The organism is Mycobacterium sp. NGS51 (genome assembly GCF_059812525.1).
In genome coordinates, this window is the sequence record NZ_JCALCV010000001.1 from 437,336 (window position 1) to 461,300 (window position 23,965).

25 protein-coding genes and 1 pseudogene are annotated in these 23,965 nt (G+C 66.1%); 18 read left to right on the top strand and 8 right to left on the bottom strand.

Going from position 1 to position 23,965, the window contains the following annotated elements; translation table 11 throughout:
- Positions 1–8: 8 nt before the first annotated feature.
- The 5 genes and pseudogenes from AC5Y5W_RS02280 to AC5Y5W_RS02300 form a co-directional block, all read left to right on the top strand.
- Positions 9–228 (top strand): annotated as a pseudogene (locus tag AC5Y5W_RS02280) (AMP-dependent synthetase); the annotation flags it as partial.
- Positions 229–473: 245 nt separating this feature from the next.
- On the top strand, positions 474–1,664 hold the full coding sequence (locus AC5Y5W_RS02285) for an amidohydrolase family protein (RefSeq protein WP_500021998.1): 1,191 nt from the start codon (positions 474–476) through the stop codon (positions 1,662–1,664).
- A 32-nt stretch (positions 1,665–1,696) separates the two neighbouring features.
- Positions 1,697–3,100 (top strand): FadD3 family acyl-CoA ligase, encoded by a 1,404-nt coding sequence (locus AC5Y5W_RS02290; protein ID WP_500021999.1) that lies wholly within the window; start codon positions 1,697–1,699, stop codon positions 3,098–3,100.
- 26 nt (positions 3,101–3,126) lie between these two features.
- Positions 3,127–3,726: a fatty-acid--CoA ligase gene (locus tag AC5Y5W_RS02295; protein ID WP_500022047.1), complete on the top strand. Its 600-nt coding sequence runs from the start codon at positions 3,127–3,129 to the stop codon at positions 3,724–3,726.
- A gap of 12 nt (positions 3,727–3,738) precedes the next feature.
- Complete coding sequence (locus AC5Y5W_RS02300) at positions 3,739–3,933, top strand: (2Fe-2S)-binding protein (protein ID WP_500022000.1); 195 nt, start codon at positions 3,739–3,741, stop codon at positions 3,931–3,933.
- Here the strand turns inward: AC5Y5W_RS02300 and AC5Y5W_RS02305 are convergent.
- A complete protein-coding gene (locus AC5Y5W_RS02305; protein WP_500022001.1) occupies positions 3,930–5,597 on the bottom strand; it encodes an alpha-keto acid decarboxylase family protein in 1,668 nt (555 codons plus the stop codon). The genes AC5Y5W_RS02300 and AC5Y5W_RS02305 overlap by 4 nt on opposite strands.
- 67 nt (positions 5,598–5,664) lie before the next feature.
- On the opposite strand from AC5Y5W_RS02305, the gene AC5Y5W_RS02310 reads away from it, so the two are divergent.
- The 3 genes from AC5Y5W_RS02310 to AC5Y5W_RS02320 all read left to right on the top strand — a co-directional run bounded on the left by AC5Y5W_RS02310 (position 5,665) and on the right by AC5Y5W_RS02320 (position 7,161).
- On the top strand, positions 5,665–6,105 hold the full coding sequence (locus tag AC5Y5W_RS02310; RefSeq protein WP_500022002.1) for an SRPBCC family protein: 441 nt from the start codon (positions 5,665–5,667) through the stop codon (positions 6,103–6,105).
- A 139-nt stretch (positions 6,106–6,244) separates the two neighbouring features.
- The gene (locus tag AC5Y5W_RS02315) at positions 6,245–6,700 is read left to right on the top strand and encodes an SRPBCC family protein (RefSeq protein ID WP_500010026.1); all 456 of its coding nucleotides are present in this window, start codon (positions 6,245–6,247) and stop codon (positions 6,698–6,700) included.
- Between the two features lie 11 nt (positions 6,701–6,711).
- Positions 6,712–7,161 carry an SRPBCC family protein gene (locus tag AC5Y5W_RS02320; protein WP_500022003.1) on the top strand — a complete coding sequence of 150 codons (450 nt, stop codon included), beginning with the start codon at positions 6,712–6,714 and terminating at the stop codon, positions 7,159–7,161.
- Here the strand turns inward: AC5Y5W_RS02320 and AC5Y5W_RS02325 are convergent.
- Positions 7,133–8,329: a pyridoxal phosphate-dependent aminotransferase gene (locus AC5Y5W_RS02325; protein WP_500022004.1), complete on the bottom strand. Its 1,197-nt coding sequence runs from the start codon at positions 8,327–8,329 to the stop codon at positions 7,133–7,135. The genes AC5Y5W_RS02320 and AC5Y5W_RS02325 overlap by 29 nt on opposite strands.
- A gap of 191 nt (positions 8,330–8,520) precedes the next feature.
- On the opposite strand from AC5Y5W_RS02325, the gene AC5Y5W_RS02330 reads away from it, so the two are divergent.
- Entirely contained in the window at positions 8,521–9,732 is a 1,212-nt protein-coding gene (locus AC5Y5W_RS02330) for an acetyl-CoA C-acetyltransferase (RefSeq protein ID WP_500022005.1), read from the top strand.
- 15 nt (positions 9,733–9,747) lie between these two features.
- Entirely contained in the window at positions 9,748–11,880 is a 2,133-nt protein-coding gene (locus AC5Y5W_RS02335) for a 3-hydroxyacyl-CoA dehydrogenase NAD-binding domain-containing protein (protein ID WP_500022006.1), read from the top strand.
- Here AC5Y5W_RS02335 and AC5Y5W_RS02340 read toward each other — a convergent pair.
- The 4 genes from AC5Y5W_RS02340 to AC5Y5W_RS02355 are packed head-to-tail and all read right to left on the bottom strand — an operon-like array spanning position 11,855 to position 14,988.
- Positions 11,855–12,475 (bottom strand): class I SAM-dependent methyltransferase, encoded by a 621-nt coding sequence (locus tag AC5Y5W_RS02340; protein WP_500022007.1) that lies wholly within the window; start codon positions 12,473–12,475, stop codon positions 11,855–11,857. The genes AC5Y5W_RS02335 and AC5Y5W_RS02340 overlap by 26 nt on opposite strands.
- A gap of 4 nt (positions 12,476–12,479) precedes the next feature.
- Positions 12,480–12,905 (bottom strand): pyridoxamine 5'-phosphate oxidase family protein, encoded by a 426-nt coding sequence (locus tag AC5Y5W_RS02345; protein ID WP_500022008.1) that lies wholly within the window; start codon positions 12,903–12,905, stop codon positions 12,480–12,482.
- Between the two features lie 10 nt (positions 12,906–12,915).
- Positions 12,916–13,779, bottom strand: coding sequence for an LLM class F420-dependent oxidoreductase (locus tag AC5Y5W_RS02350; protein WP_500022009.1), 864 nt, complete (start codon positions 13,777–13,779; stop codon positions 12,916–12,918).
- 12 nt (positions 13,780–13,791) lie between these two features.
- On the bottom strand, positions 13,792–14,988 hold the full coding sequence (locus AC5Y5W_RS02355) for an FAD-dependent monooxygenase (RefSeq protein WP_500022010.1): 1,197 nt from the start codon (positions 14,986–14,988) through the stop codon (positions 13,792–13,794).
- Positions 14,989–15,061: 73 nt separating this feature from the next.
- On the opposite strand from AC5Y5W_RS02355, the gene AC5Y5W_RS02360 reads away from it, so the two are divergent.
- From AC5Y5W_RS02360 to AC5Y5W_RS02375, 4 genes are all read left to right on the top strand, one after another.
- The gene (locus AC5Y5W_RS02360) at positions 15,062–15,601 is read left to right on the top strand and encodes a TetR/AcrR family transcriptional regulator (protein WP_500022011.1); all 540 of its coding nucleotides are present in this window, start codon (positions 15,062–15,064) and stop codon (positions 15,599–15,601) included.
- 22 nt (positions 15,602–15,623) lie between these two features.
- Entirely contained in the window at positions 15,624–16,613 is a 990-nt protein-coding gene (locus tag AC5Y5W_RS02365) for an LLM class F420-dependent oxidoreductase (protein WP_500022012.1), read from the top strand.
- Between the two features lie 83 nt (positions 16,614–16,696).
- Positions 16,697–17,110 carry a Zn-ribbon domain-containing OB-fold protein gene (locus AC5Y5W_RS02370; RefSeq protein ID WP_500022013.1) on the top strand — a complete coding sequence of 138 codons (414 nt, stop codon included), beginning with the start codon at positions 16,697–16,699 and terminating at the stop codon, positions 17,108–17,110.
- A 15-nt stretch (positions 17,111–17,125) separates the two neighbouring features.
- Entirely contained in the window at positions 17,126–18,268 is a 1,143-nt protein-coding gene (locus AC5Y5W_RS02375) for a thiolase family protein (protein WP_500022014.1), read from the top strand.
- Positions 18,269–18,281: 13 nt separating this feature from the next.
- Here the strand turns inward: AC5Y5W_RS02375 and AC5Y5W_RS02380 are convergent, their stop codons facing one another.
- Positions 18,282–19,931, bottom strand: coding sequence for a DNA repair helicase XPB (locus AC5Y5W_RS02380; protein ID WP_500022015.1), 1,650 nt, complete (start codon positions 19,929–19,931; stop codon positions 18,282–18,284).
- 58 nt (positions 19,932–19,989) lie between these two features.
- Positions 19,990–22,242, bottom strand: coding sequence for a helicase-associated domain-containing protein (locus AC5Y5W_RS02385; protein ID WP_500022016.1), 2,253 nt, complete (start codon positions 22,240–22,242; stop codon positions 19,990–19,992).
- A 110-nt stretch (positions 22,243–22,352) separates the two neighbouring features.
- On the opposite strand from AC5Y5W_RS02385, the gene AC5Y5W_RS02390 reads away from it, so the two are divergent.
- The 4 genes from AC5Y5W_RS02390 to AC5Y5W_RS02405 are packed head-to-tail and all read left to right on the top strand — an operon-like array spanning position 22,353 to position 23,959.
- Positions 22,353–22,562, top strand: coding sequence for a hypothetical protein (locus tag AC5Y5W_RS02390; RefSeq protein ID WP_500010037.1), 210 nt, complete (start codon positions 22,353–22,355; stop codon positions 22,560–22,562).
- A 7-nt stretch (positions 22,563–22,569) separates the two neighbouring features.
- Positions 22,570–23,055 carry a cyclic pyranopterin monophosphate synthase MoaC gene (gene moaC / locus AC5Y5W_RS02395; RefSeq protein ID WP_065013273.1) on the top strand — a complete coding sequence of 162 codons (486 nt, stop codon included), beginning with the start codon at positions 22,570–22,572 and terminating at the stop codon, positions 23,053–23,055.
- A complete protein-coding gene (locus AC5Y5W_RS02400) occupies positions 23,055–23,537 on the top strand; it encodes a MogA/MoaB family molybdenum cofactor biosynthesis protein (RefSeq protein WP_500010038.1) in 483 nt (160 codons plus the stop codon). Before moaC ends, AC5Y5W_RS02400 begins: the two co-directional genes overlap by 1 nt.
- Positions 23,534–23,959, top strand: a complete 426-nt coding sequence (locus AC5Y5W_RS02405) for a molybdenum cofactor biosynthesis protein MoaE (RefSeq protein WP_499896389.1) — start codon at positions 23,534–23,536, stop codon at positions 23,957–23,959. Before AC5Y5W_RS02400 ends, AC5Y5W_RS02405 begins: the two co-directional genes overlap by 4 nt.
- The last annotated feature ends 6 nt before the right edge of the window (positions 23,960–23,965 follow it).

Below are 23,965 nucleotides of genomic sequence, written 5' to 3' on the forward strand. Positions count from 1 at the left end.
AGCCCCCCATGCGCACAATTCCCGCCGAACTCGTCGCGCGGTATGAGCAGGCGGGCTGGTGGACGCGCGAAACCATCGGACAGGTGCTGGCCCGCAAGCTAGACGCCCGACGCGGGATTTCGGGTCTACTCGGCCGTACGACCGTGGTCGGGAACCTTCCGCGACGTCGAGCGGGTGGCCCGTCGGCTGGCGGCCGGGCTGCACGCCCGCGGCATCGGCGCCGCCGATCCCGCCGGACCGGGCCTGATCGCCGTCACCTCCGGCACGACCAGTGATCCCAAGGGCGTCGAAGAAGTCCGCAACCACTTCGCCGAGCGGGGAGTGGCCCGGCAGAAGTGGCCCGAGGTTTTACTCGAGGCCGACGACTATCCGCGCACGGCGAGCGGCAAGGTGCAGAAGAGGCTGGTCCGGGAGAGCATTGCGCTAACCTCTGGGTGAGAATAGTATTCTCGCAAACTGCGAAGGAGGATTTCATGGGGCAGTTGTCGCATCGGGAAGATGTCCCGTTTCCGATCTTTGACGCGGATAACCATCTCTACGAGCCGCCGGAAGCGTTGACCAAGTTCCTGCCCAAGGAGTACAAGAACTTCGTCCAGTACGTGCAGATCAACGGGCGGACCAAGATCGCGCTGCGCGGCGTGATCAGCAACTACATTCCCAACCCGACCTTCGAGGTCGTCGCCAGGCCGGGCGCCTGGGAGGAGTACTTCAAGTACGGCAACCCGGACGGCAAGAGTAAGCGCGAGCTGTTCGGTGAGCCGATGCGCGCGATCCCGGCCTTCTTCGAGCCCGGTCCGCGCCTGGAGAAGATGAACGAGCTGGGCCTGGACCGCACCCTGATGTTCCCCACGCTGGCCAGCTTGATCGAGGAGCGGCTGCGCGACGATCCGGTCGCCATCCACGTCTTGATCCATGCGCTGAACCAGTGGCTCGATGAGGTCTGGGGCTTCAACTACCAGAACCGGATCTTCACCACCCCGGTCATCACCCTGCCGATCGTGGAGAAGGCGATCGAGGAGCTGGAGTGGGTGGTCAAGCGTGGTGCCCGCTGCATTTTGGTCCGCCCGGCGCCGGTTCCCGGCTTCCGTGGCCCGCGGTCGTTTGCGCTGCCCGAGTTCGACCCGTTCTGGGAGCGGGTCGTCGAGCACGACTTGCTGGTGGGGATGCACTCCAGCGACAGTGGCTATTCCCGGTACACCTCCGAATGGGACGGTGCCGACCAGGAGATGCTGCCGTTCCAAACCAACGCGATGGGCATCCTCAACGAGTGGCGACCGATCCAGGATTCGGTGGGCTCGTGGGTGATCCACGGCGCGCTCTACCGCCATCCCAAGTTGAAGGTCGCGATCGTCGAGGCCGGTTCGAAGTGGATGACGCCGTTGCTGGACGGCTTGGCCGAGGTGTTCCGGAAGGCCCCGGAAGCTTTCCCGAGCGACCCGGTCGAGATGGTCAAGAACCGGATCCACGTCAGCCCGTTCTTCGAGGACGGCATCGACGATCTGGTGAACCTCGTCGGCGTGGATCAGGTGCTGTACGGCTCGGATTGGCCGCACCCGGAAGGACTGGCGGAGCCGACCTACTACGTCAACGCGCTGGCGCACCTGTCAGTTGACGACCAGGCAAAGATCATGGGCGGCAACCTCGGTCGGCTCGTCACGGTGTGACTTATCACGCGCGGTGGCGGACCATCCCCGAGATGGTTGTGAGCGCGGCGGAACGCTTCGGCGACGCGGAAGCGATTGTCGACGGTCCGCTGCGCTTGACATTCACTCAGGTTGTCGATCGAATCCGCTGCGCGGCAGGCGCTTTCGCTGACTTCGGTATCGACAAGGGCGATCGAGTGGCCATCTGGGCGCCGAACTGCGCGGAATGGATCATCGCGGCGTTCGGGCTTCTCACCGCCGGTGGTGTGCTGGTGCCGGTCAATACGCGGTTCAAGGCCGATGAAGCCGGCGACATTATCGCCCGCAGCGAAGCCAAGGCGGTCCTGGTGCAGCAGGGCTTCCTGGGCCAGGAGTACACCGCACCGGCGGGGGTACCGGTGGTCGATCTGAAATCCGACATGCTGTCCCACGGTTCTCCGTTCGAGCGGGCGGTGAGCGGCACCGACATCGCCGACATCATCTTCACGTCGGGTACGACCGGCCGCCCAAAGGGCGCGATGATGAATCATCAACAGACGCTGCGGATGTACGAAGAGTGGGCCACTCTCGCAGATCTCCGCGAGGCCGACCGCTATTTGATGATCAACCCCTACTTTCACACGTTCGGCTTGAAGGCGGGCCTCGTCGCATCGTTCCTCCGCGGCGCGACGATGATTCCGGTCGCGGTGTTCGACGTCGGCACGATCGTGGATCTGATTGACCGCGAACGCATCACGATGCTGCCCGGGCCACCGACGCTCTACCACTCGTTGCTGGCAGTGCCCGACAAGGCCAAGCTGTCGACGTTGCGGGCAGGCGTGACCGGCGCCGCCGACATCCCCGTCGAACTGGTCCGTCGGATACACGATGAACTGCCCTTCGAGACGTTGATGACCGGTTACGGCCTCACCGAGGCCGGCAACGTCACCTTGTCCCGGCCCGGTGATTCCTTCGAGGCCGTGGCCACAACGGCGGGCCTGCCCTGCGAGGGCGTCGAGGTGCGCATCGCCGACGACGGCGAAGTGCTGGCCCGCGGTTACGGCGTCATGCAGGGCTACCTGGACCAGCCCGCGGCGACCGCGCAGGCAATCGACGCCGAAGGATGGTTGCACACCGGCGATATGGGTACGCTTGACGCGGCGGGTCGGCTACGGATCGACGGGCGCAAGAAGGACATGTTCATCGTGGGCGGGTTCAACGCCTACCCGGCCGAGATCGAGGGCTTTCTGCTGGAACATCCCGCAGTTGCCCAGGCCGCTGTGATCGGTGTTCCCGACGAGCGACTCGGCCAGGTGGGCAAAGCCTTCGTGGTGCCGAAAACACCGGTGTCCGAAGGTGATTTGCTCGCGTGGTCTCGGCAGCGGATGGCCGGCTTCAAAGCGCCGCGATACATCGAATTCCTCGACGAGCTGCCGCTGAACGCCACCGGCAAGGTGATGAAGGACAAACTTCGGTGAGCGCCGTCGAGCCGCACCCGCATTCGATGGTGATCGCATCGGATTACCGAGTTCCGAATCCAGACCGGGTGTGGCCGCTGCTGAAACGACGCAAATCGGCACTCGCGGATATCGGCGCGCACCATGTGCTGGTCTACAAGTCCATCCACGACTACGGGCGCGTGCTGGTGATGATCGGAGTGCACAGCAGAGAGCCGATCGTGGAGCTGCTACGGTCGCGGGTCTTCTTCGAGTGGTTCGATGCCGTGGGCGTCGACGACATTCCAGCGGTCTTCGCCGGGGAGATCGTCGATCGTTTCGAATCGTCGCCGCCGGCCAAGCCGCGGGCACCCGGTGTGGTGGTCGCCGCGATCGCAGCCGTCGACAACGTGCCGGCGATGACGCTGGACGTACGTCGCGCGCTCGACAACTTCACCACTGCGGGCGTTCGGAAGACCTGGCTTTTCCAGGCTTTCGACGACGGGCAGGAAGTGATGATCCTGCAGGAACTCGACGACGAGGACAGTGTGCGGAGCTGGATCGACCATCCTGACGCTGCCGCGCAGTGGATGACCGGCCGGGGGAGGGGAGCCTATCCGCCGTTGTTCGTGGGCAGGTTCATGGACATGATGCGGATCGAGGACTGAACGGACCGCTGCATGTTCGTCTGCCTGTGCAACGGCATCACCAGCCAGATGGTGGCCGAGGTGGTCTCCGACGGAGCGTCGACCACCAAGGAAATTGCCGGTGCGTGCGGCGCGGGCGCCGACTGCGGTCGTTGCCGGCACACCTTGCGTGCCATTCTCGAAGCGGCCGGCAGCGACCGGCTACCCGGCGCTTGCGATCGCCGCTAGCGGCGCGCGGTGCCGTCCGGCGACGTGGGCCGCGCCAGTTCGGTGAGCAGCTCCGGAATGTCGAAGCGACCGACGACGGCTTCGACGAGCACCATCCGGTCTTGATGTTCGGCGGCGGCGGTAAGGGCGTCGTCGAGTTCACCGTAGGTTTCCGCCCGGAATGTCAGGTGGTCGGTCACACCGAGCGCGCCGGCGACTTGCGACCAGTCCCAGCGCGCAATGTCGTTGTAGGGGGCTGTCTTTCCATGTATCGCCCGTTCGACGGTGTAGCCGTCGTTGTTGACCACCACGACCACCGGGGACAACTCCTCGCGGGAGATGACGCCGAGTTCTTGCACAGTGAGCTGGGCTGCTCCGTCACCGATCAGCAGCACCGGTCGGCGATCCGGATGGGCCAGCCCGGCGCCGAGCATGGCGGGCAGCGTGTAACCGATCGACCCCCACAGTGGCTGTCCGATAAAGGTCACCCCGCGCGGAAGCCGGTGCGCCGCCATACCGTAGAACGAGGTGCCCTGATCGGCGAGCACCACATTGCCCGGCGTGAGCGCATCACAGAGCCTGTCCCACAAGATTTCCTGGCTCAACGGCCGGTCCCGCTCGGGCGGATCCCGGCTGACATCGTCGGACGTGGGCACGACCGCCGGCGAGTTCACGGCGCGCCGGGCCAGGATTTCGGTGAGTGCCTCCAACGCCGCGGACAACTCCACCGGAGCGAAAACCTGTGTGCCCACGGTGCTTTGCTGGGCGTCGATATCGATGGTTCGCGCCGGGTCGATGCGCTGGCTGAAGAATCCGCTGACCATGTCGGTGAACACCACACCCGCGGTGACCAGAACGGGCGCCTCTTCGATCGCCCGGCGTACCGGCTCGGCGCTGGCCGCGCCGGCGTAGATACCTAAAAAGTTCGGCGAGCTCTCGTCGACCAGACTTTTGCCCCACATCAGCGTGGCATGTGGCACCACATCGGCGGCCAGCAGCGCCTCGAGTTCGTCGACCGCATGCAGCCGGTGCACCAGGAAGTCTGCCAGCACCGTGAGCTGATGCTCGGCGATGAGTTCGGTTGCGGCAACGGTGAACAATGACAGCGCGCGCGGGCTGGTGCCGCCGGTGTAACGCGGCAACGGCGCCGTGGGCGGCTCGGTTTCGAAGCGCGCCACATCGGTGGGTAGCAGCAGGTAGCCGGGCTGCTTCTGCTCGCGTACTTCGGACAGCACCCGGTCGATTTCGCGGGTCGCCGTTGCGGGCATGAGACTGGCTTGGGCGCAGGTGATTTCCCGGCTGATCCGCAGGAAGTGCTCGAAATCACCGTCGCCGAGCGAATGATGAAGTGCCCGCCGCGTGCCCTGGGCGTCTTTGGACGGGCCGCCGACGATGTGCACCACCGGAACGTGCTCGGCGTAGCTGCCCGCGATCGCGTTGGCCACAGATAGCTCGCCGACCCCGAACGTCGTTACCACAGCTGCCATTCCGCGAAGCCGGCCATAGCCGTCGGCGGCATAGCCGGCATTGAGTTCGTTGGCGTTACCGACCCAACGAAGGTCGGGGTGGGTGACGATGTGGTCGAGAAATTCGAGGTTGTAGTCGCCGGGAACACCGAAGACGTGTCCGACGCCCAGTTCGGCGAGGCGGTCCAGCAGGTAGTCACCGACGGTATAGGCAGTCACCAGACCGACGCTACGCTGCGCCGAAAACTCCACCGGGCAAGACGCTGCCTCGCTATGGTGGGCGACCATGGCAGTGCAGGATTCCCGCGAAGTCGTCATCGAAGCGAGCCCGGAGGAGATTCTCGACGTCATCGCCGACGTCGAGAACACGCCGTCCTGGTCGCCGCAGTACCAGAGCGCCGAGATACTCGACACCCACGACAACGGTCGGCCGCGTCGGGTGAAGATGAAAATCAAGGCCGCCGGCCTCACCGACGAGCAGGTCGTCGAATACACCTGGGCAGCCGACAGCGTCAGTTGGACTTTGGTGTCCGCGGGGCAGTTGAAGGCCCAGGACGCCAAGTACACGCTGACGCCCCAGGGCGAGGCGACCAAGGTCAGATTCGACATGGACGTGGATCCGTCCGTGCCGATCCCCGGATTTCTGCTCAAACGCACCATGAAGGGCGGCATGGAAACCGCCACCGACGGACTGCGCAAACAGGTGCTCAAAGTCAAGAAGGGCTGACGCCGTGGCGACGGCGGGGCCCTTGGCGGGCGCACGCCGGCCGGTCCGGTGCAGCCGCCGCCGACCGGGACGACACCACTGGAGGGCATCGGCTGGTAATCACGGTCACAGACCCGCTGCGGTTATAAGCTTGGTGCCAGTGGCCGTACGAGCATCACGCGAAATCGTCATCGACGCGCCGCCGGATGCGATCCTCGACGCGCTAGCTGACATTGGCTCGGTGCCGTCCTGGTCCTCGGTTCACAAACGGGCCGAGGTGCTTGACTGCTATCCCGACGGTCGGCCCCACCACGTGAAGGTCACCGTCAAGGTGGTCGGCATTGTCGACAAGGAAGTAGTCGAATACCACTGGGGCCCTAATTGGGTCGTGTGGGATGCGCGCAAAACGGGCCAACAACATGGCCAACACGTCGAGTACACGCTGCAACGCGAAGGCGACGACAAAACGCGCGTGCGATTCGACATCACCCTGGAGCCGTCGGCCCCGCTGCCCGAGTTTCTGGTCAACCGCGCCCGCAAGAGGATCCTGCACGCCGCGACCGAGGGGCTGCGCAGGCGAGTGATGGGTGTCGGCCGGCCGGATCAGCAGGGCTGAGAGCCGGACCGGTGGCCGTACAAGCGTCGCGGGAAATCATCATCGACGCGCCGCCGGACGTCGTCATGGCGGCGCTTGCCGATGTCAGCACGTTGACGTCGTGGTCAACGGTGCACCGACGCGTCGAAGTGCTCGACCGCTACGAGGACGGTCGGCCGCATCATGTGCGGGCAACTATCAAGATTTTCGGGCTGGTCGACAAAGAGATCCTGGAATATCACTGGGGTCCCGACTGGGTGGTTTGGGATGCTGAAGCGACTTTCCAGCAGCGCGGACAGCATGTCGAATACAGCCTCACGCGTGAGGGAGTCGACAAGACGCGGGTGCGCTTCGACATCACCGTCGAACCCTCAGGACCGGTCCCGGAGTTCATCGTCAAGCGGGCCAGCAACATTGTGTTGGGTGCGGCGACAGAGGGCCTGCGTAAGCGGGTCATGGGTGGCGAGAGCGCGCCGAGCTAGCGGGACCGTCGCCCAGCACCGCCAGTCGGCGGATCGCCTCGTCGAGAGTGTCTTCGCGTTTGGAAAAAGTGAAGCGCACCAGGTGATTCCAAAGCTTGCCGGCGTCCGGTTCGCAGAACGCCGACATCGGTATCGCCGCCACGCCGACTTGCTCCGGTAACGCCGCGCAGAATGCGGTGCTGTCGTCGTAGCCGAGCGGGCGCGGGTCGGCACACAGAAAGTAGGTGCCCGAGCTGTCGTGCACTTCGAAGCCGATCTCAGCTAGCCCGTTGGCGAGCCGGTCGCGTCGTTGCTGCAACGAGGCTCGCAGCGCAGCCACCCAGCCCTCTTCGGTGTTCAGGGCGTGAGCCACCGCCGGCTGAAATGGCGCGCCGCCGACGTAGCTCAAGTACTGTTTGGCCGCTCGCAGCCCGATGATGAGCTCGGCTGGGCCGCAAGCCCATCCGATCTTCCAGCCGGTGCAGTTGAACATTTTGGCGGCACTGGAAATGGTGATCGTGCGCTCGGCCATGCCGTCGAAGCCGGCCAGTGGCAGATGCCGGCGGCCGTCGTAGACCAAATGCTCGTAGACCTCGTCGGTGATGACCAGCAGATCGGCGTGGACGGCGATCTCCGCGATGGCGGTCAGTTCGGACTCGGTCAGCACCATGCCGGTCGGGTTGTGCGGCGAGTTGACGATCAGCGCCTTGGTCCGCGGTGTCACTGCACGCCGCAGTGCGTCGGTGTCCAGCGCGAAGCCGCGGCCGTCGGGCACCAACGGCACGACGACCCGCTGGGCGCCCGCCATGGCCACCACCGGCGAGTAGGAGTCGTAGAACGGCTGGATCAGGATCACCTCGGAGCCGGGTTCGACCAGGCCGAGCACCGCCGACGCGATGGCCTCGGTGGCACCGACGGTGACCAGCACCTCGGTGTCCGGGTCGTAGTCGATGCCGAAGTGCCGTTTGCGTTGCGCGGCGACGGCTTCTCGCAGCGGTGCCATACCCCGGCCCGGGGGGTATTGGTTGACGCCGTCGGCGATGGCGTCCTGCGCGGCCTTGAGCATTCCCGGCGGCCCGTCCTCGTCGGGAAAGCCCTGCCCGAGGTTCACCGCGCCGATGCGCGCGGCCAGCGCCGACATCTCGGCGAACACCGTCGTCGCATACGGCCGCAGCCGCGACACCGTCATGGTCGTCGAGCTTAAAGCGCCGAGCGTGAACGTAGCTTCACGCTCGACGCCGAAAGTGAACCCAACTTCACGCTCGGCGTCGCACGATCTCCCAACCAACAGGTTGATCGGCCGTACTGTTAGGCTGGCCTGCAGAGGACTAGCGTCCCCGATGGACGGATCCGAAACCCACGTGTGAAGAGGAATCAGCCATGTCCGAAGAAGCTTTTGTCTACGAAGCCATCCGCACCCCGCGAGGCAAGCAGCGCAACGGGTCGCTGAACGAGGTCAAGCCGCTGAACCTGGTCGTCGGCCTGGTCGACGAGCTGCGCAACCGGTTCCCCGACCTCGACGAGAACCTGATCAGCGACATGATCCTGGGCGTCGTCTCGCCGGTCGGCGACCAGGGCGGCGACATTGCCCGCACCGCCGTGCTGGCCGCGGGCCTGCCCGACACCACCGGCGGTGTGCAGCTCAACCGGTTCTGCGCGTCGGGCCTGGAAGCGGTCAACACCGCCGCCCAGAAGGTGCGCTCCGGCTGGGACGACCTGGTATTGGCCGGCGGCGTGGAGTCGATGAGCCGGGTGCCGATGGGCTCTGACGGCGGCGCCTGGGCGCTGGACCCGGCCACCAACTACGACCTGGGCTTCGTGCCGCAGGGCATCGGCGCCGACCTGATCGCCACCATCGAGGGATTCTCCCGCGAGGACGTCGACGCCTACGCGCTGCGCAGCCAGGAGAAGGCCGCCGCGGCGTGGTCGGGCGGCTACTTCGCCAAGTCGGTGGTGCCGGTCCGCGACCAGAACGGCCTGCTGATCCTCGACCACGACGAGCACATGCGGCCCGACACCACGATGGAGGGCCTGGCCAAGCTCAAGCCCGCCTTCGAAGGCGTTGCGGCGCTGGGCGGTTTCGACGACGTGGCGCTGCAGAAGTACCACTGGGTGGAGAAGATCGACCACGTGCACACCGGCGGTAACAGCTCCGGCATCGTCGACGGCGCCGCGCTGGTGCTGGTCGGCAGCGAGAAGGCGGGCCAGTCGCAGGGGCTGACCCCGCGGGCCCGGATTGTGGCCACGGCCACCAGCGGGTCGGAGCCGACGATCATGCTGACCGGCCCGACGCCGGCCACCCGCAAGGTGCTCGACCGGGCCGGGCTGACCGTCGACGACATCGACCTGTTCGAGCTCAACGAGGCGTTCGCTTCGGTGGTGCTGAAGTTCCAGAAGGACCTGGACATCCCCGACGAGAAGCTCAACGTCAACGGCGGTGCGATCGCGATGGGTCACCCGTTGGGTGCTACCGGCGCGATGATCCTGGGCACCATGGTCGACGAACTGGAGCGCCGCAACGCCCGGCGCGCATTGGTCACGTTGTGCATCGGCGGCGGCATGGGCGTCGCGACGATCGTTGAACGAGTCTGAGAGGGTTTAACTCACATGCCTGAGAACACGATTCAGTGGGACAAGGACGCCGACGGCATCGTCACGCTGACCCTGGACGACCCGACCGGGTCGGCCAACGTAATGAACGAGCACTACGCCGAGTCGATGACCAAAGCCGTCGAACGTCTTGTCGCGGAGGCGGATTCGATCACCGGTGTGGTGATCACCAGCGCGAAGAAGACCTTCTTCGCCGGCGGTGACCTGAAGGGCATGATCAACCTCGGTCCGGAAGACGCCGGGCAGGCTTTCGACACCGTCGAGCGGGTCAAGAAGGATCTGCGCACCCTGGAGACGTTCGGCAAACCCGTCGTCGCCGCCATCAATGGGGCCGCGCTAGGCGGGGGCCTGGAGATCGCGCTGGCGTGTCACCACCGCATCGCCGCCGACGTCAAGGGCAGCCAGATCGGCTTGCCCGAGGCGACGTTGGGGCTGCTGCCCGGTGGCGGTGGAGTGACCCGCACCGTGCGGATGCTGGGTATTCAGAACGCATTCGTGAGCGTGCTCGCTCAGGGCACCCGGTTCAAGCCGGCCAAGGCCAAGGACATGGGTCTGGTCGACGAGGTGCTGGGCAGCGTCGAGGAGCTGGTCCCCGCCGCCAAGGCGTGGATCAAGGCCAACCCGGACAGCCACACTCAGCCGTGGGATGTCAAGGGCTACAAGATGCCCGGCGGCACCCCAGCGTCGCCGTCGCTGGCGGCCATCCTGCCGTCGTTCCCGTCGAACCTGCGCAAGCAGCTCAAGGGTGCGCCGATGCCCGCACCGCGGGCCATCCTGGCCGCGGCAGTGGAGGGGGCTCAGGTCGACTTCGACACCGCCAGCCGCATCGAGAGCCGCTACTTCGCCTCGCTGGTCACCGGCCAGGTGGCCAAGAACATGATTCAGGCGTTCTTCTTCGATTTGCAGCACATCAACGGTGGTGGCTCGCGGCCAGACGGCATTGAGCCGGTCAAGATCAACAAGATCGGTGTGCTCGGTGCCGGCATGATGGGCGCCGGCATCGCCTACGTCTCGGCCAAGGCCGGCTTCGACGTGGTGCTCAAAGATGTGAGTGCGGAAGCCGCCGCTAAAGGCAAGGGCTACTCGGAAAAGCTGGAAGCCAAGGCGCTCGAGCGTGGCAAGACCACCGAAGAGAAGTCCAAGGCGCTGCTGGGCCGAATCACCCCCACCGGTGAGGCCGCCGACCTGGCCGGCGTCGATTTCGTGATCGAGGCCGTATTCGAGAGCCAGGAACTCAAGCACAAGGTGTTCCAGGAGATCGAAGACGTCGTCGAGCCCAACGCGCTGCTGGGATCCAACACCTCCACGTTGCCGATCACCGGTCTGGCGACCGGCGTCAAGCGCCAGGAGGACTTCATCGGGATCCACTTCTTCTCCCCGGTCGACAAGATGCCGCTGGTCGAGATCATCAAGGGCGAGAAGACTTCTGACGAAGCGCTGGCCCGGGTGTTCGACTACACCCTGGCTATCGGCAAGACCCCGATCGTGGTCAACGACAGCCGCGGCTTTTACACCTCGCGTGTCATCGGCACCTTCGTCAACGAGGCGCTGGCGATGCTCGGCGAGGGCGTGGAGCCGGCGTCGATCGAGCACGCCGGCTCGCAGGCCGGCTACCCGGCCCCGCCGCTGCAGCTGTCCGACGAGCTCAACCTGGAGCTGATGCACAAGATCGCCGTCGCCACCCGCAAGGGTGTCGAGGATGCGGGCGGCAGCTACGAGCCGCACCCGGCGGAAGCCGTCGTCGAGAAGATGATCGAGCTCGAGCGGCCCAGCCGGTTGAAGGGCGCGGGCTTCTACGAATACGTCGACGGCAAGCGCACCCGGCTGTGGCCGGGCCTGCGGGAGACGTTCAGCTCCGGCTCGGCGCAGCCGCCGCTACAGGACATGATCGACCGGATGCTGTTCGCCGAGGCGCTGGAAACCCAGAAGTGCCTCGACGAGGGTGTGTTGACGTCGACGGCCGACGCCAACATCGGTTCGATCATGGGGATCGGCTTCCCGCCGTGGACCGGCGGCACTGCGCAATACATCGTCGGCTACCCGGGCGGTAAAGAGGGCTTCGTCGCTCGGGCCCGCGAGCTGGCCGCCAAGTACGGCGACCGGTTCACCCCGCCGAAGTCGCTGACCTAGCGAGGACGTAGCTGCGCGCCGTAAACCGCGCGGCGAATCTGTTTTGAGATGTCCACCGCGGTTCATCGGCGGCCGACAGCAGCGTCCATGCGGGCGTGAAGCGGCGCTCGATCTCGGCGTGATCGACTCCTTGCGGTCCGAAGCGGCCACTGGGCTGGAAGGCGATCATGAACAGCCGCGCGCCCGGGGCGGCGATCGCGCTGACCTCTTGGACGTAGAGGTCACGATCGCTGTCGCTCATGCCGTGGAAGCAGCCGTTGTCTACGATCATCTGGAAGTCGGCTCCGATGCCGGCCTGACTGAGGTGCGTGACATCGGCGTGGACGAAATTGACGGTAACGTCGGCAGCGCGGGCTTTCGAGCGGGCCTCGTCGAGGGCCTTCGGTACGAAATCCGCTCCGGTGACCTGCCATCCGTGTTGCGCGAGGTAGATCGACGCGTCGCCGGTGCCACAGCCGAGGTCAAGCGCTGACCCGGGTGGCAATGCATCGCTTCCCTCGATGAGTCCGCGCAATGTCGCTGACTGCGGATGACCGTCCCATGGCGTGAACCCGAGTCGGTAGAAGACCCGAAACAGCCTGTGCCTCGATGCCATAACCTCACACCTCCCCAAGATCAGCGGATAGCCAGTGCTGCGGTTGCAGATAGATGACGACGTTCTCCCCGAGTTCGTTGCGGGCGTACTCCAGATAAGCGTCCACCCGTTCCGGCACCAGATAGCGACGAGCCAACTCGACAAGTTGATCGTCGGTGCCCGGCTCGATTCGGCTGACCGGCCCGTCGACCGCGACGTAGCGCACCGTCGGCTCGAGCCGCTCGACCATCAACGAGAAGTAGCCGGCCGCTTCGATGAGCCGCGTCTTGCGTGACCCTGCTCCGGTCAGCACCCACGGCTCGCCGCCCGGCGCATATTGATACCAGATCGGCACCGTCAACGGTCCGCGACTATCGCCGGCGTTCACCGACAACGCGGCGATGTGCGGCTCGGCCAGAAATTGTTCGCGTTCGTCGTCAGAGAGCGGCATGTACGCCAGGCTAGCCGCGGCAGGCGACAGCGAGGCGGCGCCACTGCTCACGCGGGAAGGTGGTCGGATCAGCCAGCAGCACCTGTAGGCAGACATGGTCGGCGCCGGCGGCCTGATGTTCGGTCACCCGGCGCATGATGGTGTCCTCGTCGCCCCAGGCAATGATCGCGTCGAAGAGCCGATCACTGACCTGCGCCAAATCGTCTGGCGAGAAGCCGCTGCGCAGCAGGTTGTTGGCGTAGTTCGGCAACGCCAAATACGAGCGCAGCCAATCGGTTCCGATGGCGCGCGCCTCATCGGCGCGGTCGGTCAGGATCACGGTCTGCTCCGGTAGCAGCAGCGGACCTTCTCCCAAAACCGCGCGGGCGGCCGCGGTGTGCTCCGGGGTGACCAGGTACGGGTGGGCACCGCGGGCACGGTTGGCGGCCAGGGCCAGCATCTTCGGGCCGAGCGCGGCCAGGACCCGTTGTTCGGCCGGTACCGGTTGCTGCGCGGCATCCAGCCCGTCCAGGAACGACGCCGTCGCCGCCAGCGGCTTGCGGTATCGGCCCGGCTCGCGAGAGTCGATCAGCGGCGCGTGGCTGACGCCGATTCCCAGCAGGAAGCGGTCACCATGAGCGGCGGCCAAATCGGCATAGCCGGCCGCGACATCGTCCGGCGAGTGCATCCACAGGTTCAGAATCCCGGTGGCGATGACCGTCCGCTTGGTTGCGGCCAGCAGGTTACCCACCGCGTCCAACACCGGCCCGCCGACATCGGGAATCCACAGCGCTTCGAAGCCGAGTTCCTCCAATTCAGCTGCTGCTTCGGCGGATTCGGCCGGATCGCCGTACCGCAGTTGACTACTCCATACCCCGACACCGGAAAGTTCCATGTGTCAATGTTGTCAAACGCGTGCACCGTAGTCGGGCACCGGTATCGAGTCGTGCATGCGCACTCCGGTGGTGTTCAGCTTCGCGACTGCCCGGGTGAGCGGCGTGGGCAGCGCCGACACGAGTTGTGCACCTCGGGTCACTGCCCACAGTGCGGCAGTCGAGCCGGGGACGACGGTTTTCGCGGCTTTGCGCGCGAAAGCGCGGCTGCGGCGCACCGGTTCGCGCATCTGTTGTTCGTAGGCTGCGAACGCCGCTGGGTGATCGCCGCCCGCGCGGGCCAGTTCCCCGGCCAACACGTACGCGCCGATCACCGCGAGGCTGGTGCTGCCGCCCACCGCCGGCCCCGGACAGTAGCCGGCGTCGCCGACCAGCGTGACCCGCCCGCGCGACCAGCGCTCGAGTTGCAGTTGGGTGATCGAGTCGAAGTAGAACGCCGGCGTCGTGTCGAGCTGTTCGAGCCAGCCGTTCACCCGCGGCGCCATTCCAGTGAACGCGTCGCGCAGTAAGTCCTTTTGCCGCAGCACATCTCGATGGTGGTATTGCAGCTCAGGGCTGTGGAACATGAACAGCACCCGCGCGTCGTCCAAATGTTGTGCGCTGTAGACCCCCGCGATGCGGCCGATCTCGACCTGACCGACCATCTCGCCATCGGGCGCCAGCGATTTCGGCGCAGACGCGACCGCCAGGTAACCGCCGAGGTACTGGGTGAGACCGGCCTCGTCACCGAACACCAGTCGTCGAACGTTGGAATGCAGCCCGTCAGCGCCGATCACGACATCGAATCTGCGGGGCGCCGCATGCTCGAATGTCACCTCGCCGTCGGGGGAGATCGTCGTGATCGAGTCGCCGAACAGGTACTCGACATCGGCGGCGTCGTAATAGATTTCGCTGAGGTCGTCGCGCATGACCTCGACATGCCGGTCGGAGGCGGCGCCGTAGATCTTGGTGAGGTCAATGCGGAATGGTCGCCCGACGCCGTCGCGGTAGACGTTCAGTCGCGTCGTGTTGGTGGCGTGTGCCTCGATGCGGGGGAGCACGTCCATCTTCGCCGAGATTTCCATCGCTGGGCGGAACAGGTCGACGGCGTGACCACCGGTTTTGCGTAGCGTCGGTGTGCGCTCGACGACGGTCACGTCGAATCCATACCGGTCCAGCCAGAAAGCCAGCACCGGTCCGGCGATGCTCGCGCCCGAGATCAGTACTCGCATCTCACAACTCCTTACTTACCGATAGGTAAGGCTACCATGCCCGCTTACCTATCGGTAAGTCAGTTAGACTGGCATGGTGACCAGGCCGCGCTCGGATACCCGCGAGCGCATCCAAGACGCCGCCCGCGAACTGTTCGTGCAACAAGGCGTGCAACGGACCAGCTTGCAAGACATCGCCGACAAGCTGGGGATCACCAAACCGGCGTTGTACTACCACTTCCCGTCACGAGAAGAGCTGGTGCGCAGCATTGTTCAACCGCTGATCGACGACGGTGAACAGTTCGTCGTCGAGCAAGAGCAGCGTGGTCACACCGATGTGCGCGAGTTGCTCGAAGGGTACTTCGACTTCCATTACCGGCATCGGCGGGATCTCGTTGTGGTCCTTGCCGAATTCGCGATTCTCGAAGACCTCGACTTGTTCGAGAAGGTGCTGGCCTGGCGCGAACGGCTCGGCAGGCTGGTGTTCGGGCCGGAACCGACACTGGAGCAAGCCGCCCGTGCGGTGATCGCACTGGGCGGTTTGCAGGATTGCTGCATGCACTTCATCGATGCGCCGCTGGACAAGGCGCGGACCGCGTCGGTCGAAGGGGCGCTCGCCGCCCTGGGCATCTGATGCAGGTTTAAAGTCCCAAGTTATGCGCTTTGGACTCTTCATTCCGCAGGGCTGGCGATTGGATCTGGTCGGCATCGAACCCGACAAGCACTGGGCGATGATGCGCGAGCTGGCCGGCTACGCCGACAACAGCGCATGGGACTCGTTGTGGGTGTACGACCACTTCCACACTGTGCCGATGCCCACCGGCGAAGCCACCCACGAGGCATGGTCGTTGATGTCGGCCTACGCGGCGACGACATCACGGATCAAACTCGGCCAGATGTGCACGGCGATCAGCTACCGCAATCCGGTCTATCTGGCCAAGGTGGCCGCCACCGCCGACATCATCTCCGGAGGCCGGATCCAAATGGGTATCGGCGGCGGCTGGTACGAACACGAGTGGCGCGCTTACGGTTACGGGTTCCCGTCTGCGGGCAAACGACTGGGACGGCTCGACGAAGGCGTCCAGATCATGCGCGACGCCTGGCGGGACGGCACGGTCAGCTTCGATGGTGAGCATTACCAGGTCGACGGCGCAATCGTCGCGCCCAAGCCTTTGCAGGCCAGCGGCATTCCGTTGTGGATCGCTGGGGGCGGCGAGAAGGTGACGCTGCGCATCGCCGCTAAGTATGCGCAGTACACCAACTTCACGCCCGAGCCCGAGGCGTTCGCCCACAAATCCGACGTGCTGGCGCAGCATTGTCGCGACGTGGGTACCGATTTCGATGCCATCGTGCGCTCGGCCAACCTCAACGCCGTCGTCGGCGCCACCGAGGCCGAGGTCAACGACCGGCTGAGCCGGGTCCGCGACCGGTTGGCCGGCTATGTACCCGAAGCTGCGGCGGATTCAATGATCGCCGGCACCAGCGGACCCGAGTCGGCGACCGGCACAACCGAGCAAGTCGTCGAGCGACTCGAGCGCCTGCGCGACCTCGGCTGCCAATACGTGATCTGTTACTTCCCCGAGGCGGCCTATGACCGCTCGGGCCTCGAGCTCTTCGAGCGTGAGGTGATCCCGGCCCTGAGCTAGGAGAATGTGATTTCCGCTTTAATCGAACGTTGTTGTACCGTCTAGTCAGCATTATTCTCGTGTCGTACTAGGAGGATCGTTCGATGCAGAAGGCACTGGCGCCCGACATCTCGACCTGGCCTGACGACAGCCCGCAATTGATCGGCAGCCAATGCGACGGCTGCGGGGCCACCACGTTCCCGGTGCAGCAGCGGTGCCCGCGGTGCAGCGGCGCCGCAATGTCCGAGCTGTTGCTGCCCCGCCGCGGAACCCTGGTGGCCTGGACCACCCAGGGTTTCCCCCCGGGGCCGCCCTATGCGGGACCGACGGGCAAGGCCTTCACCCCCTTCGGGGTCGGTTTGGTGCAACTCGGCGACGTGATCCGCGTCGAGGGACGCCTGACCGAAAGCGATCCGGACAAGCTGCAGTTCGGCATGGATGTCGAGCTGACCATGGTGCCGTTTACCACCGACGAGGAGGGCAACGACGTCGTGACGTTCGCCTTCCAGCCGGCCTGATCGGGAGAGCAAGCGATGAACGACGTAGCAATCATCGGAGTGGGCCTGCACCCGTTCGGCCGATTCGACAAGACCGCGATGCAGATGGGCGCGGACGCGATTCAGGCCGCACTGGCCGATGCCGGTCTGGAGTGGAAGGACATCCAGTTCGGCTTTGGCGGCAGCTACGAAGTATCCAACCCCGACGCGGTGACCCGCCTGGTCGGCCTGACCGGTATCACGTTCACCAACGTATTCAACGCCTGTGCCACCGCCGCCAGCGCCATTCAGCAGACCGCCGACACCATCCGGTTGGGCAAGTACGACATCGGCATCGCTATCGGCTTGGACAAGCACCCGCGCGGCGCGTTCACCGACGACCCCGCCAAGCTGGCGTTGCCGCAGTGGTATGCGGAGAACGGGCAGTTCGTCACCACCAAGTTCTTCGGAATGAAGGCCAACAAATACATTCACGACCACAACATTTCGCAAGGCACGCTGGCCAAAGTCGCCGCCAAAAACTTCCGCAATGGTGCGTTGAACCCGAATGCGTTCCGCCGCAAGCCGATTCCGGAGGAGGAGATCCTCAACTCGGCCGTGCTCAACTACCCGCTGACGCAGTACATGTTCTGCGCACCCGACGAGGGCGCCGCCGCGGTAGTCATGTGCCGCGGCGACATCGCGCGCAAGTTCACCGACAAGCCGGTATACGTGCAAGCCAGTGAGATCCGCACCCGGCGGTTCGGCGCCTACGAAGTGCACGCCACGTCGGCACCGCTGGACGAGGACGCCTCGCCGACGGTGTACGCGGCCAAAGCCGCTTACGACGCCGCAGGCATCGGTCCCGAGGACGTCGACATTGCCCAGCTGCAGGACACCGACGCCGGCGCCGAGGTCATCCACATGGCCGAAACGGGGCTGTGCGCCGACGGCGAGCAAGAGAAGCTAGTGGCCGACGGTGCCACCGAGATTCACGGCTCGATTCCGGTCAACACCGACGGCGGTCTGATCGCCAACGGTGAGCCGATCGGCGCCTCGGGATTGCGGCAGGTGCACGAACTGGTGCGGCAGCTGCGCGGCGAGGCCGGCGAGCGGCAGGTTCCCGGCAACCTCCGCGTCGGCTTGGCGCAGGTGTACGGCGCGCCCGGCACCGCCTCGGCGACGATCCTGACGCTCTAGAGGTGGACGGACCTTAAATCGCCGGGCCGAGCAGATCGTCGGCGTCGCGGATGATGTAGCCGTAGCCCTGCTCGGCGAGGAAGCGCTGCCGGTGCGCGGCGTACTCGGCGTCCTGACTGTCCCGGGCCACCACCGAGTAGAAGATCGCGCCCCCGCCGTCGGCCTTGGGTCGCAGCAACCGGCCCAGCCGCTGCGCCTCCTCCTGGCGTGAACCGAAAGTCCCCGAAACCTGCACCGCCACTGCGGCTTCGGGCAAGTCGATGGAGAAGTTGGCCACCTTGGACACCACCAGGGTGGTGATCTCGCCGCGGCGGAACGCGTCGAACAACGCCTCGCGTTCGGCGGTCTTGGTGGATCCCTGGATCACTGGGGCGTCGAGCACGGTGCCGAGTTCGTCGAGCTGATCCAGGTACGCGCCGATGACCAGCGTCTGCTCGCCGGGGTGTCGACTCAGAATCGAACGGACCACCGCGACCTTCGAATGCGCGGTCGAGCAGAGCCGATAGCGTTCGTCGGGCTCTGCCGTGGCGTAGGTCATCCGCTCACTATCGGTCAGCGTCACTCGCACCTCGACACACTCGGCCGGCGCGATCCAGCCTTGCGCTTCGATGTCTTTCCACGGCGCGTCATAGCGTTTCGGGCCGATCAAGCTGAACACATCGCCTTCGCGGCCGTCCTCGCGGATCAGGGTGGCGGTCAAGCCAAGTCGTCGGCGCGATTGCAGGTCGGCGGTCATCCGGAACACCGGCGCGGGCAGCAGATGCACCTCGTCGTAGATGATCAGTCCCCAGTCCCGGCTGTCGAACAACTCCAGGTGGCGGTATTCACCCTTGGTGCGCCGGGTGATCACCTGGTAGGTGGCGATGGTGACCGGGCGAATCTCTTTGCGCTCACCGGAGTATTCGCCGATCTCTTCTTCGGTGAGCGACGTGCGGGCAATCAGCTCGCGCTTCCACTGCCGACCGGCGACGGTGTTGGTCACCAGAATCAGCGTCGTCGCACTGGCTTTCGCCATCGCAGCCGCGCCGACCAGCGTCTTACCCGCCCCGCACGGCAGCACCACCACACCTGAGCCGCCCGACCAGAACGACTCGGTCGCCATCTCCTGGTAGTCCCGCAGATGCCAGTCGTCCTGGCGCAGGCTGATCGGGTGGGCTTCGCCGTCGACGTAGCCGGCCAGATCCTCGGCCGGCCAGCCGATCTTGAGCAGCATTTGCTTGACCCGGCCGCGTTCGCTGGGATGCACGACGACGGTGTCGTCGTCGATGCGGGCGCCGAGCATCGGTGCGATCTTCTTGTGCCGCAGCACCTCTGCGAGCACCGCGCGATCGAAGCTGACCAGTGTCAGGCCGTGCGCGGGGTGCTTGACCAGCTGCAGCCGCCCGTAGCGGGCCATGGTGTCGACGATGTCGACCAGCAGCGGCTGCGGCACCGCGTAACGCGAGTAGCTGACCAATGCGTCGACCACCTGCTCGGCGTCGTGGCCGGCGGCCCGGGCGTTCCACAGTGCCAGCGGGGTGATGCGGTAGGTGTGCACATGCTCAGGGGCGCGTTCCAGTTCTGCGAACGGTGCGATCGCCGCGCGTGCAGCGCCGGCCAGCTCATGGTCAACTTCGAGCAGTACGGTCTTGTCGGACTGCACGATCAACGGCCCGTCAGGCACAAGCGCCGCTCCTCCTCATCACTCCGCTCTGCATCGTCGCCGGCGGCATAGAGCCCCATTATCCCGGCTCGGCCGACACGGTAGTGATGCGATGGATGGCGAACTCACGGGCCTGCCCGGACGTCGCATCGAACGCCACCAACTGACCGCCCACCACCGCGACCGGTGTAACCACGCGCTGAGTGGCCACCCCGGCGGCGTCGACATAACCGATCACCACCGTGATGCCGTCCCGCGCGGCACGTTGCAATAACGACATCGCGACCGCCGGGTCGATCCGTACGTTGGCAAACGGCGCCGCGCTGACCTTGCGCAGCACGGCGACCACTGCGCCCAGCGTGTCGCTGCTGGGGCGCGGGATCGCGCGATGCGTGCGGCGCAGCTGCGGCGTGGGCACCCGGGCGCCGCGGGCCCGGATGTCGACGATGGTGCCGGTGGAGTCCTCTGCGGCCGGGGCGAAACCCGCGTTGCGCACAGCCGCCAGCACCTCGGCGATCGGTGCCTGAGAGATCGCCACGGTCGACGCCAGCACCCGCAGCCCCAGCTGTTCGGTCGCGGGTGCTGCCACCGCCTGGGCCAGCAGCGTCGGGTCTTCGCAACGGACGAAGGAGGCCGCCATACCGATTCGCAGCTGTCCGTGCCGACGGGCCACATCGTCGATGAGGTAGGAAAGGGCCTGTGGCACCGGTGTTTTGGAGTATGTCTTGAATAGCCCGTGCAGCTCGTCGGCTGTTTTGCCGATATCGAGCGCGTGCCGGATCGACTGTTCGGTGACCCGGTAAACCATCGCCGCGCCAGCCGATTCAACGGTGGCGACCGCGGATAGTTCCTCGGCGAGGTCTCGTTCCAGCGGTCCGGGCACCACCACGGTCAGGTCGGCCTGGACCAGGAAGTGGTCGATCGGCGGGGGTAGCGCGCGGTTCATCGCGGCGAGCACTGCGTCGTGCTCGCCCTGATCCAGCAGCGCGCGGCCCGGGGTGCTGATCGCGCCGCGGCCGACCAGCCCGAGGAAATGCGCCTCGTCCAGCAGGTCGGCGACCGGGCCCGGCTGCAGTCGCTTGGCCCATCGCGGGCGGCGCCACACCAGCGCCGCCGACGCGGATGTCTTGTCGACGCCGGCGCCGGGCGGCAGTTCGGCCAGCATGTCCAACAGCAGGCGGCGATCCAGCGGTGCTGCCGTCGAGTAGATGGAATCCGACAGGGCGCCATAGGGTTTGGCGGTCGGATCGTGCGTGCCGATCAACGCGGGACGCCTGGGGAGGTCCAGCCAGGTGTTGGCCAGAAGCTGCCATCGCTGCGCGGTGGATGTCTCGGCGAACCGGTCAGCCGCCACCGTCGGCGCCCAAAACGGGCCCTCACCATCGTCGGGCGGTGGATCCGGCGTGCCACTCGCGACTAGGCCGGCCGCCGCCGCCAGTTCGAGAATCAGACCCAGCCGGGCCTCGTCGATCCCGGTGACTTTGGCCAGCCGCCTGACGTCACGTATCCCCAGACCGCCACTACGCAGCTCGGCAACCGGTGCCGCGCTGAGGGTTTGCAGCACAGCTTCGAGTTCGCGCAGTAAGTCGATGACCGCTCCGGCGGCGGCAGCATCGGCATCGGCAGCCGTGGTGGTGGCCGCGACCGGATCCGGCGCCGTCAGCTGCACCGGCCCGGGATCCTCGCCACGCAGCACATGTCCGACTTGGCGCGGCAGGATCACCGTCTCGGCGTCGACTCGGCGCAACAGGCCCTTGGCCAGCAGTTGCGGCACCGGGCGGTCCGGGGCAGCGCCGGGTGCGGCGTCGCGGGTACGCCCCAGTGGGGAGCCCTCCAACAGCTTCTCCAACACGCCTAACACTGAGTCGTCGAGTTCGTCCAGCAGCGCGACGATCTGTTCCCGGGTGCGCGGCTCGTCCTCCAAGATTGCTTGCCCGGCATGCCAGGGCAGTCCGGCGGCGGCGTCGGCGGCCACCCGAACCTCCGCGTCACCCCAGGCCAGGGCGCGCTCCTTGAGGTCGTCGAGGGCGGCGACGACGTTGGCCTCGGGCGCCCGATCACCGATCATTGCGAGCAGCTTGGCGACCGGCACCGGCGCGGTGTCGGCATGCAGCACCAGCAGCGCATCAAGCACTGCCAGCCGCAGGAAGTCCAGCTCGTCGGTGGCGGCCCGCACCGACTGACGCGCCTGAGCCCGGGCGGCCAGGGCCGCGATACTGCCGGGCGGCGGCTGCGCAAGGTCGGGCCGCAGCTCCAGTAGGCGGATCAGCCGCTCGTCGGGCAAGTCGGCCAGCCAGGACCCCAACGCGATGCTCGGGGTGTGTTCGGTCATTGCTGACCAGCGTAAAGCAGTCGGCTGACGCGGAGCGTGACGGCCGAGTGGCCTCGATCGGATGCATTAACTGACTACTCGGCAGGTCCCTCGGTGGGCGACCTGTCAGAATGGACCTCGTGGCTGATAACGGTGACAAAAAGGCGCAAAAGACGCGGTACGTTGACAAGGGCTGGCCGACGACCGACCCTGACGATCACGCCGTGAGCGAGCTGGCGACCGACCGAGTCGGCGCGCTCTCGCCGTTCGGTGATCTGGTCTTTCCGCTGCCCTCAGACGACCTGCCCTACCTACACCCGGTCACTGACGTCAACCGGTAGGCGGTCGATGTCTGGCGCTGCAGCTTCGGGCCCGCTCTCGCACATCGACGAGCGAGGTGCTGCGCATATGGTCGACGTCACCGAAAAAGGAGCCACCAAGCGCACCGCCGTCGCAGCCGGCACCTTCCACACTTCCGCGGAGGTAGTGTCGCTGATCTCGGCCGGCGGGCTGCCCAAAGGCGATGCGCTGGCCACCGCGCGAGTGGCGGGCATCCTGGCCGCCAAACACACCAGCGACCTGATTCCGCTGTGCCACCAACTCGCGCTGACCGGTGTCGAGGTCGACTTCACCGTCGGCGAGTCAGCAATCGACATCACCGCAACAGTGCGCAGCACCGACCGCACGGGCGTGGAGATGGAAGCGCTGACCGCTGTCAGCGTGGCCGGCCTGACGCTCTACGACATGATCAAAGCGGTGGACCCGGCCGCTCGCATCGACGACATCCGGGTACTGCGCAAGGACGGCGGCCGGCACGGGACCTGGGTGCGGTGATGGCCGCCCGATCGGCACGCGTCATCATCGCCTCCACTCGCGCATCGGCCGGCGTCTACGACGACCGGTGCGGGCCCATCATCACCGAATGGCTTGGGCGACATGGATTTTCGCTGTCCGAGCCGCTGGTGGTACCCGACGGTGACCCGGTCGGGAAGGCCCTGCGCGAAGCCGTCGGTGAGGCTGTCGACGTCGTCATCACCTCGGGTGGCACCGGCATCTCACCCAGCGACGACACGCCGGCTCAAACGATGGCAGTGCTCGACTACGAGATTCCCGGACTGGCCGATGCGATCCGGAGCTCGGGTTTGCCGAAGGTGCCGACCTCGGTGCTCTCCCGCGGGGTGTGCGGTGTGGCCGGCCGGACCCTCGTCGTCAACCTGCCCGGCTCGACCGGCGGAGTGCGCGACGGGCTCGGCGTGCTCGACGGCGTGCTGGATCATGCGCTGGATCAACTCGCCGGCGGGGACCATCCGCGATGACGCAGGTTTTGCGCGCCGCGCTGACCGAGCAGCCGATCCTGCTGGCCGAACACGAAGATTTAGTGGGGCATCAGGCCGCCGGCGCGGTCGTAGGGTTCGTCGGGATGATCCGCGACCACGACGGCGGACGCGGCGTGCTGCGGCTGGAATATTCCGCGCACCCGTCGGCCGAGCAGGTCATGGCCGACGTGCTCGCCGAAGTTGCCGAGCAGTGCCGCGGGGTGCGGGCCATCGCGGCCAGCCACCGCGTCGGTGTCCTGCAGATCGGTGATGCGGCGCTGGTGGCGGCGGTGGCCTCCGATCATCGCCGCGCGGCATTCGAGACGTGCGCGCATCTGGTGGACACCATCAAGGCGCGGTTACCGGTGTGGAAGCACCAGTTCTTCGCCGACGGCACCGACGAGTGGGTGGGCTCGGCCTAACCGCAG

Excerpts from the sequence above, each read along its gene's own strand:
- AC5Y5W_RS02310 (WP_500022002.1), top strand. The coding sequence starts at position 5,665 with ATGGCAGTGCAGGATTCCCGCGAAGTCGTCATCGAAGCGAGCCCGGAG.
- AC5Y5W_RS02300 (WP_500022000.1), top strand. The coding sequence starts at position 3,739 with ATGTTCGTCTGCCTGTGCAACGGCATCACCAGCCAGATGGTGGCCGAG.
- AC5Y5W_RS02360 (WP_500022011.1), top strand. The coding sequence starts at position 15,062 with ATGGTGACCAGGCCGCGCTCGGATACCCGCGAGCGCATCCAAGACGCC.
- AC5Y5W_RS02365 (WP_500022012.1), top strand. The coding sequence starts at position 15,624 with ATGCGCTTTGGACTCTTCATTCCGCAGGGCTGGCGATTGGATCTGGTC.
- AC5Y5W_RS02405 (WP_499896389.1), top strand. The coding sequence starts at position 23,534 with ATGACGCAGGTTTTGCGCGCCGCGCTGACCGAGCAGCCGATCCTGCTG.
- AC5Y5W_RS02345 (WP_500022008.1), bottom strand. The coding sequence starts at position 12,905 with ATGCCGCTCTCTGACGACGAACGCGAACAATTTCTGGCCGAGCCGCAC.
- AC5Y5W_RS02285 (WP_500021998.1), top strand. The coding sequence starts at position 474 with ATGGGGCAGTTGTCGCATCGGGAAGATGTCCCGTTTCCGATCTTTGAC.
- AC5Y5W_RS02340 (WP_500022007.1), bottom strand. The coding sequence starts at position 12,475 with ATGGCATCGAGGCACAGGCTGTTTCGGGTCTTCTACCGACTCGGGTTC.
- AC5Y5W_RS02330 (WP_500022005.1), top strand. The coding sequence starts at position 8,521 with ATGTCCGAAGAAGCTTTTGTCTACGAAGCCATCCGCACCCCGCGAGGC.
- AC5Y5W_RS02400 (WP_500010038.1), top strand. The coding sequence starts at position 23,055 with ATGGCCGCCCGATCGGCACGCGTCATCATCGCCTCCACTCGCGCATCG.
- AC5Y5W_RS02350 (WP_500022009.1), bottom strand. The coding sequence starts at position 13,779 with ATGGAACTTTCCGGTGTCGGGGTATGGAGTAGTCAACTGCGGTACGGC.
- AC5Y5W_RS02295 (WP_500022047.1), top strand. The coding sequence starts at position 3,127 with ATGGTGATCGCATCGGATTACCGAGTTCCGAATCCAGACCGGGTGTGG.
- AC5Y5W_RS02325 (WP_500022004.1), bottom strand. The coding sequence starts at position 8,329 with ATGACGGTGTCGCGGCTGCGGCCGTATGCGACGACGGTGTTCGCCGAG.
- AC5Y5W_RS02390 (WP_500010037.1), top strand. The coding sequence starts at position 22,353 with ATGGACCTCGTGGCTGATAACGGTGACAAAAAGGCGCAAAAGACGCGG.
- AC5Y5W_RS02355 (WP_500022010.1), bottom strand. The coding sequence starts at position 14,988 with ATGCGAGTACTGATCTCGGGCGCGAGCATCGCCGGACCGGTGCTGGCT.
- moaC (WP_065013273.1), top strand. The coding sequence starts at position 22,570 with ATGTCTGGCGCTGCAGCTTCGGGCCCGCTCTCGCACATCGACGAGCGA.
- AC5Y5W_RS02370 (WP_500022013.1), top strand. The coding sequence starts at position 16,697 with ATGCAGAAGGCACTGGCGCCCGACATCTCGACCTGGCCTGACGACAGC.
- AC5Y5W_RS02290 (WP_500021999.1), top strand. The coding sequence starts at position 1,697 with ATGGTTGTGAGCGCGGCGGAACGCTTCGGCGACGCGGAAGCGATTGTC.
- AC5Y5W_RS02375 (WP_500022014.1), top strand. The coding sequence starts at position 17,126 with ATGAACGACGTAGCAATCATCGGAGTGGGCCTGCACCCGTTCGGCCGA.
- AC5Y5W_RS02385 (WP_500022016.1), bottom strand. The coding sequence starts at position 22,242 with ATGACCGAACACACCCCGAGCATCGCGTTGGGGTCCTGGCTGGCCGAC.
- AC5Y5W_RS02335 (WP_500022006.1), top strand. The coding sequence starts at position 9,748 with ATGCCTGAGAACACGATTCAGTGGGACAAGGACGCCGACGGCATCGTC.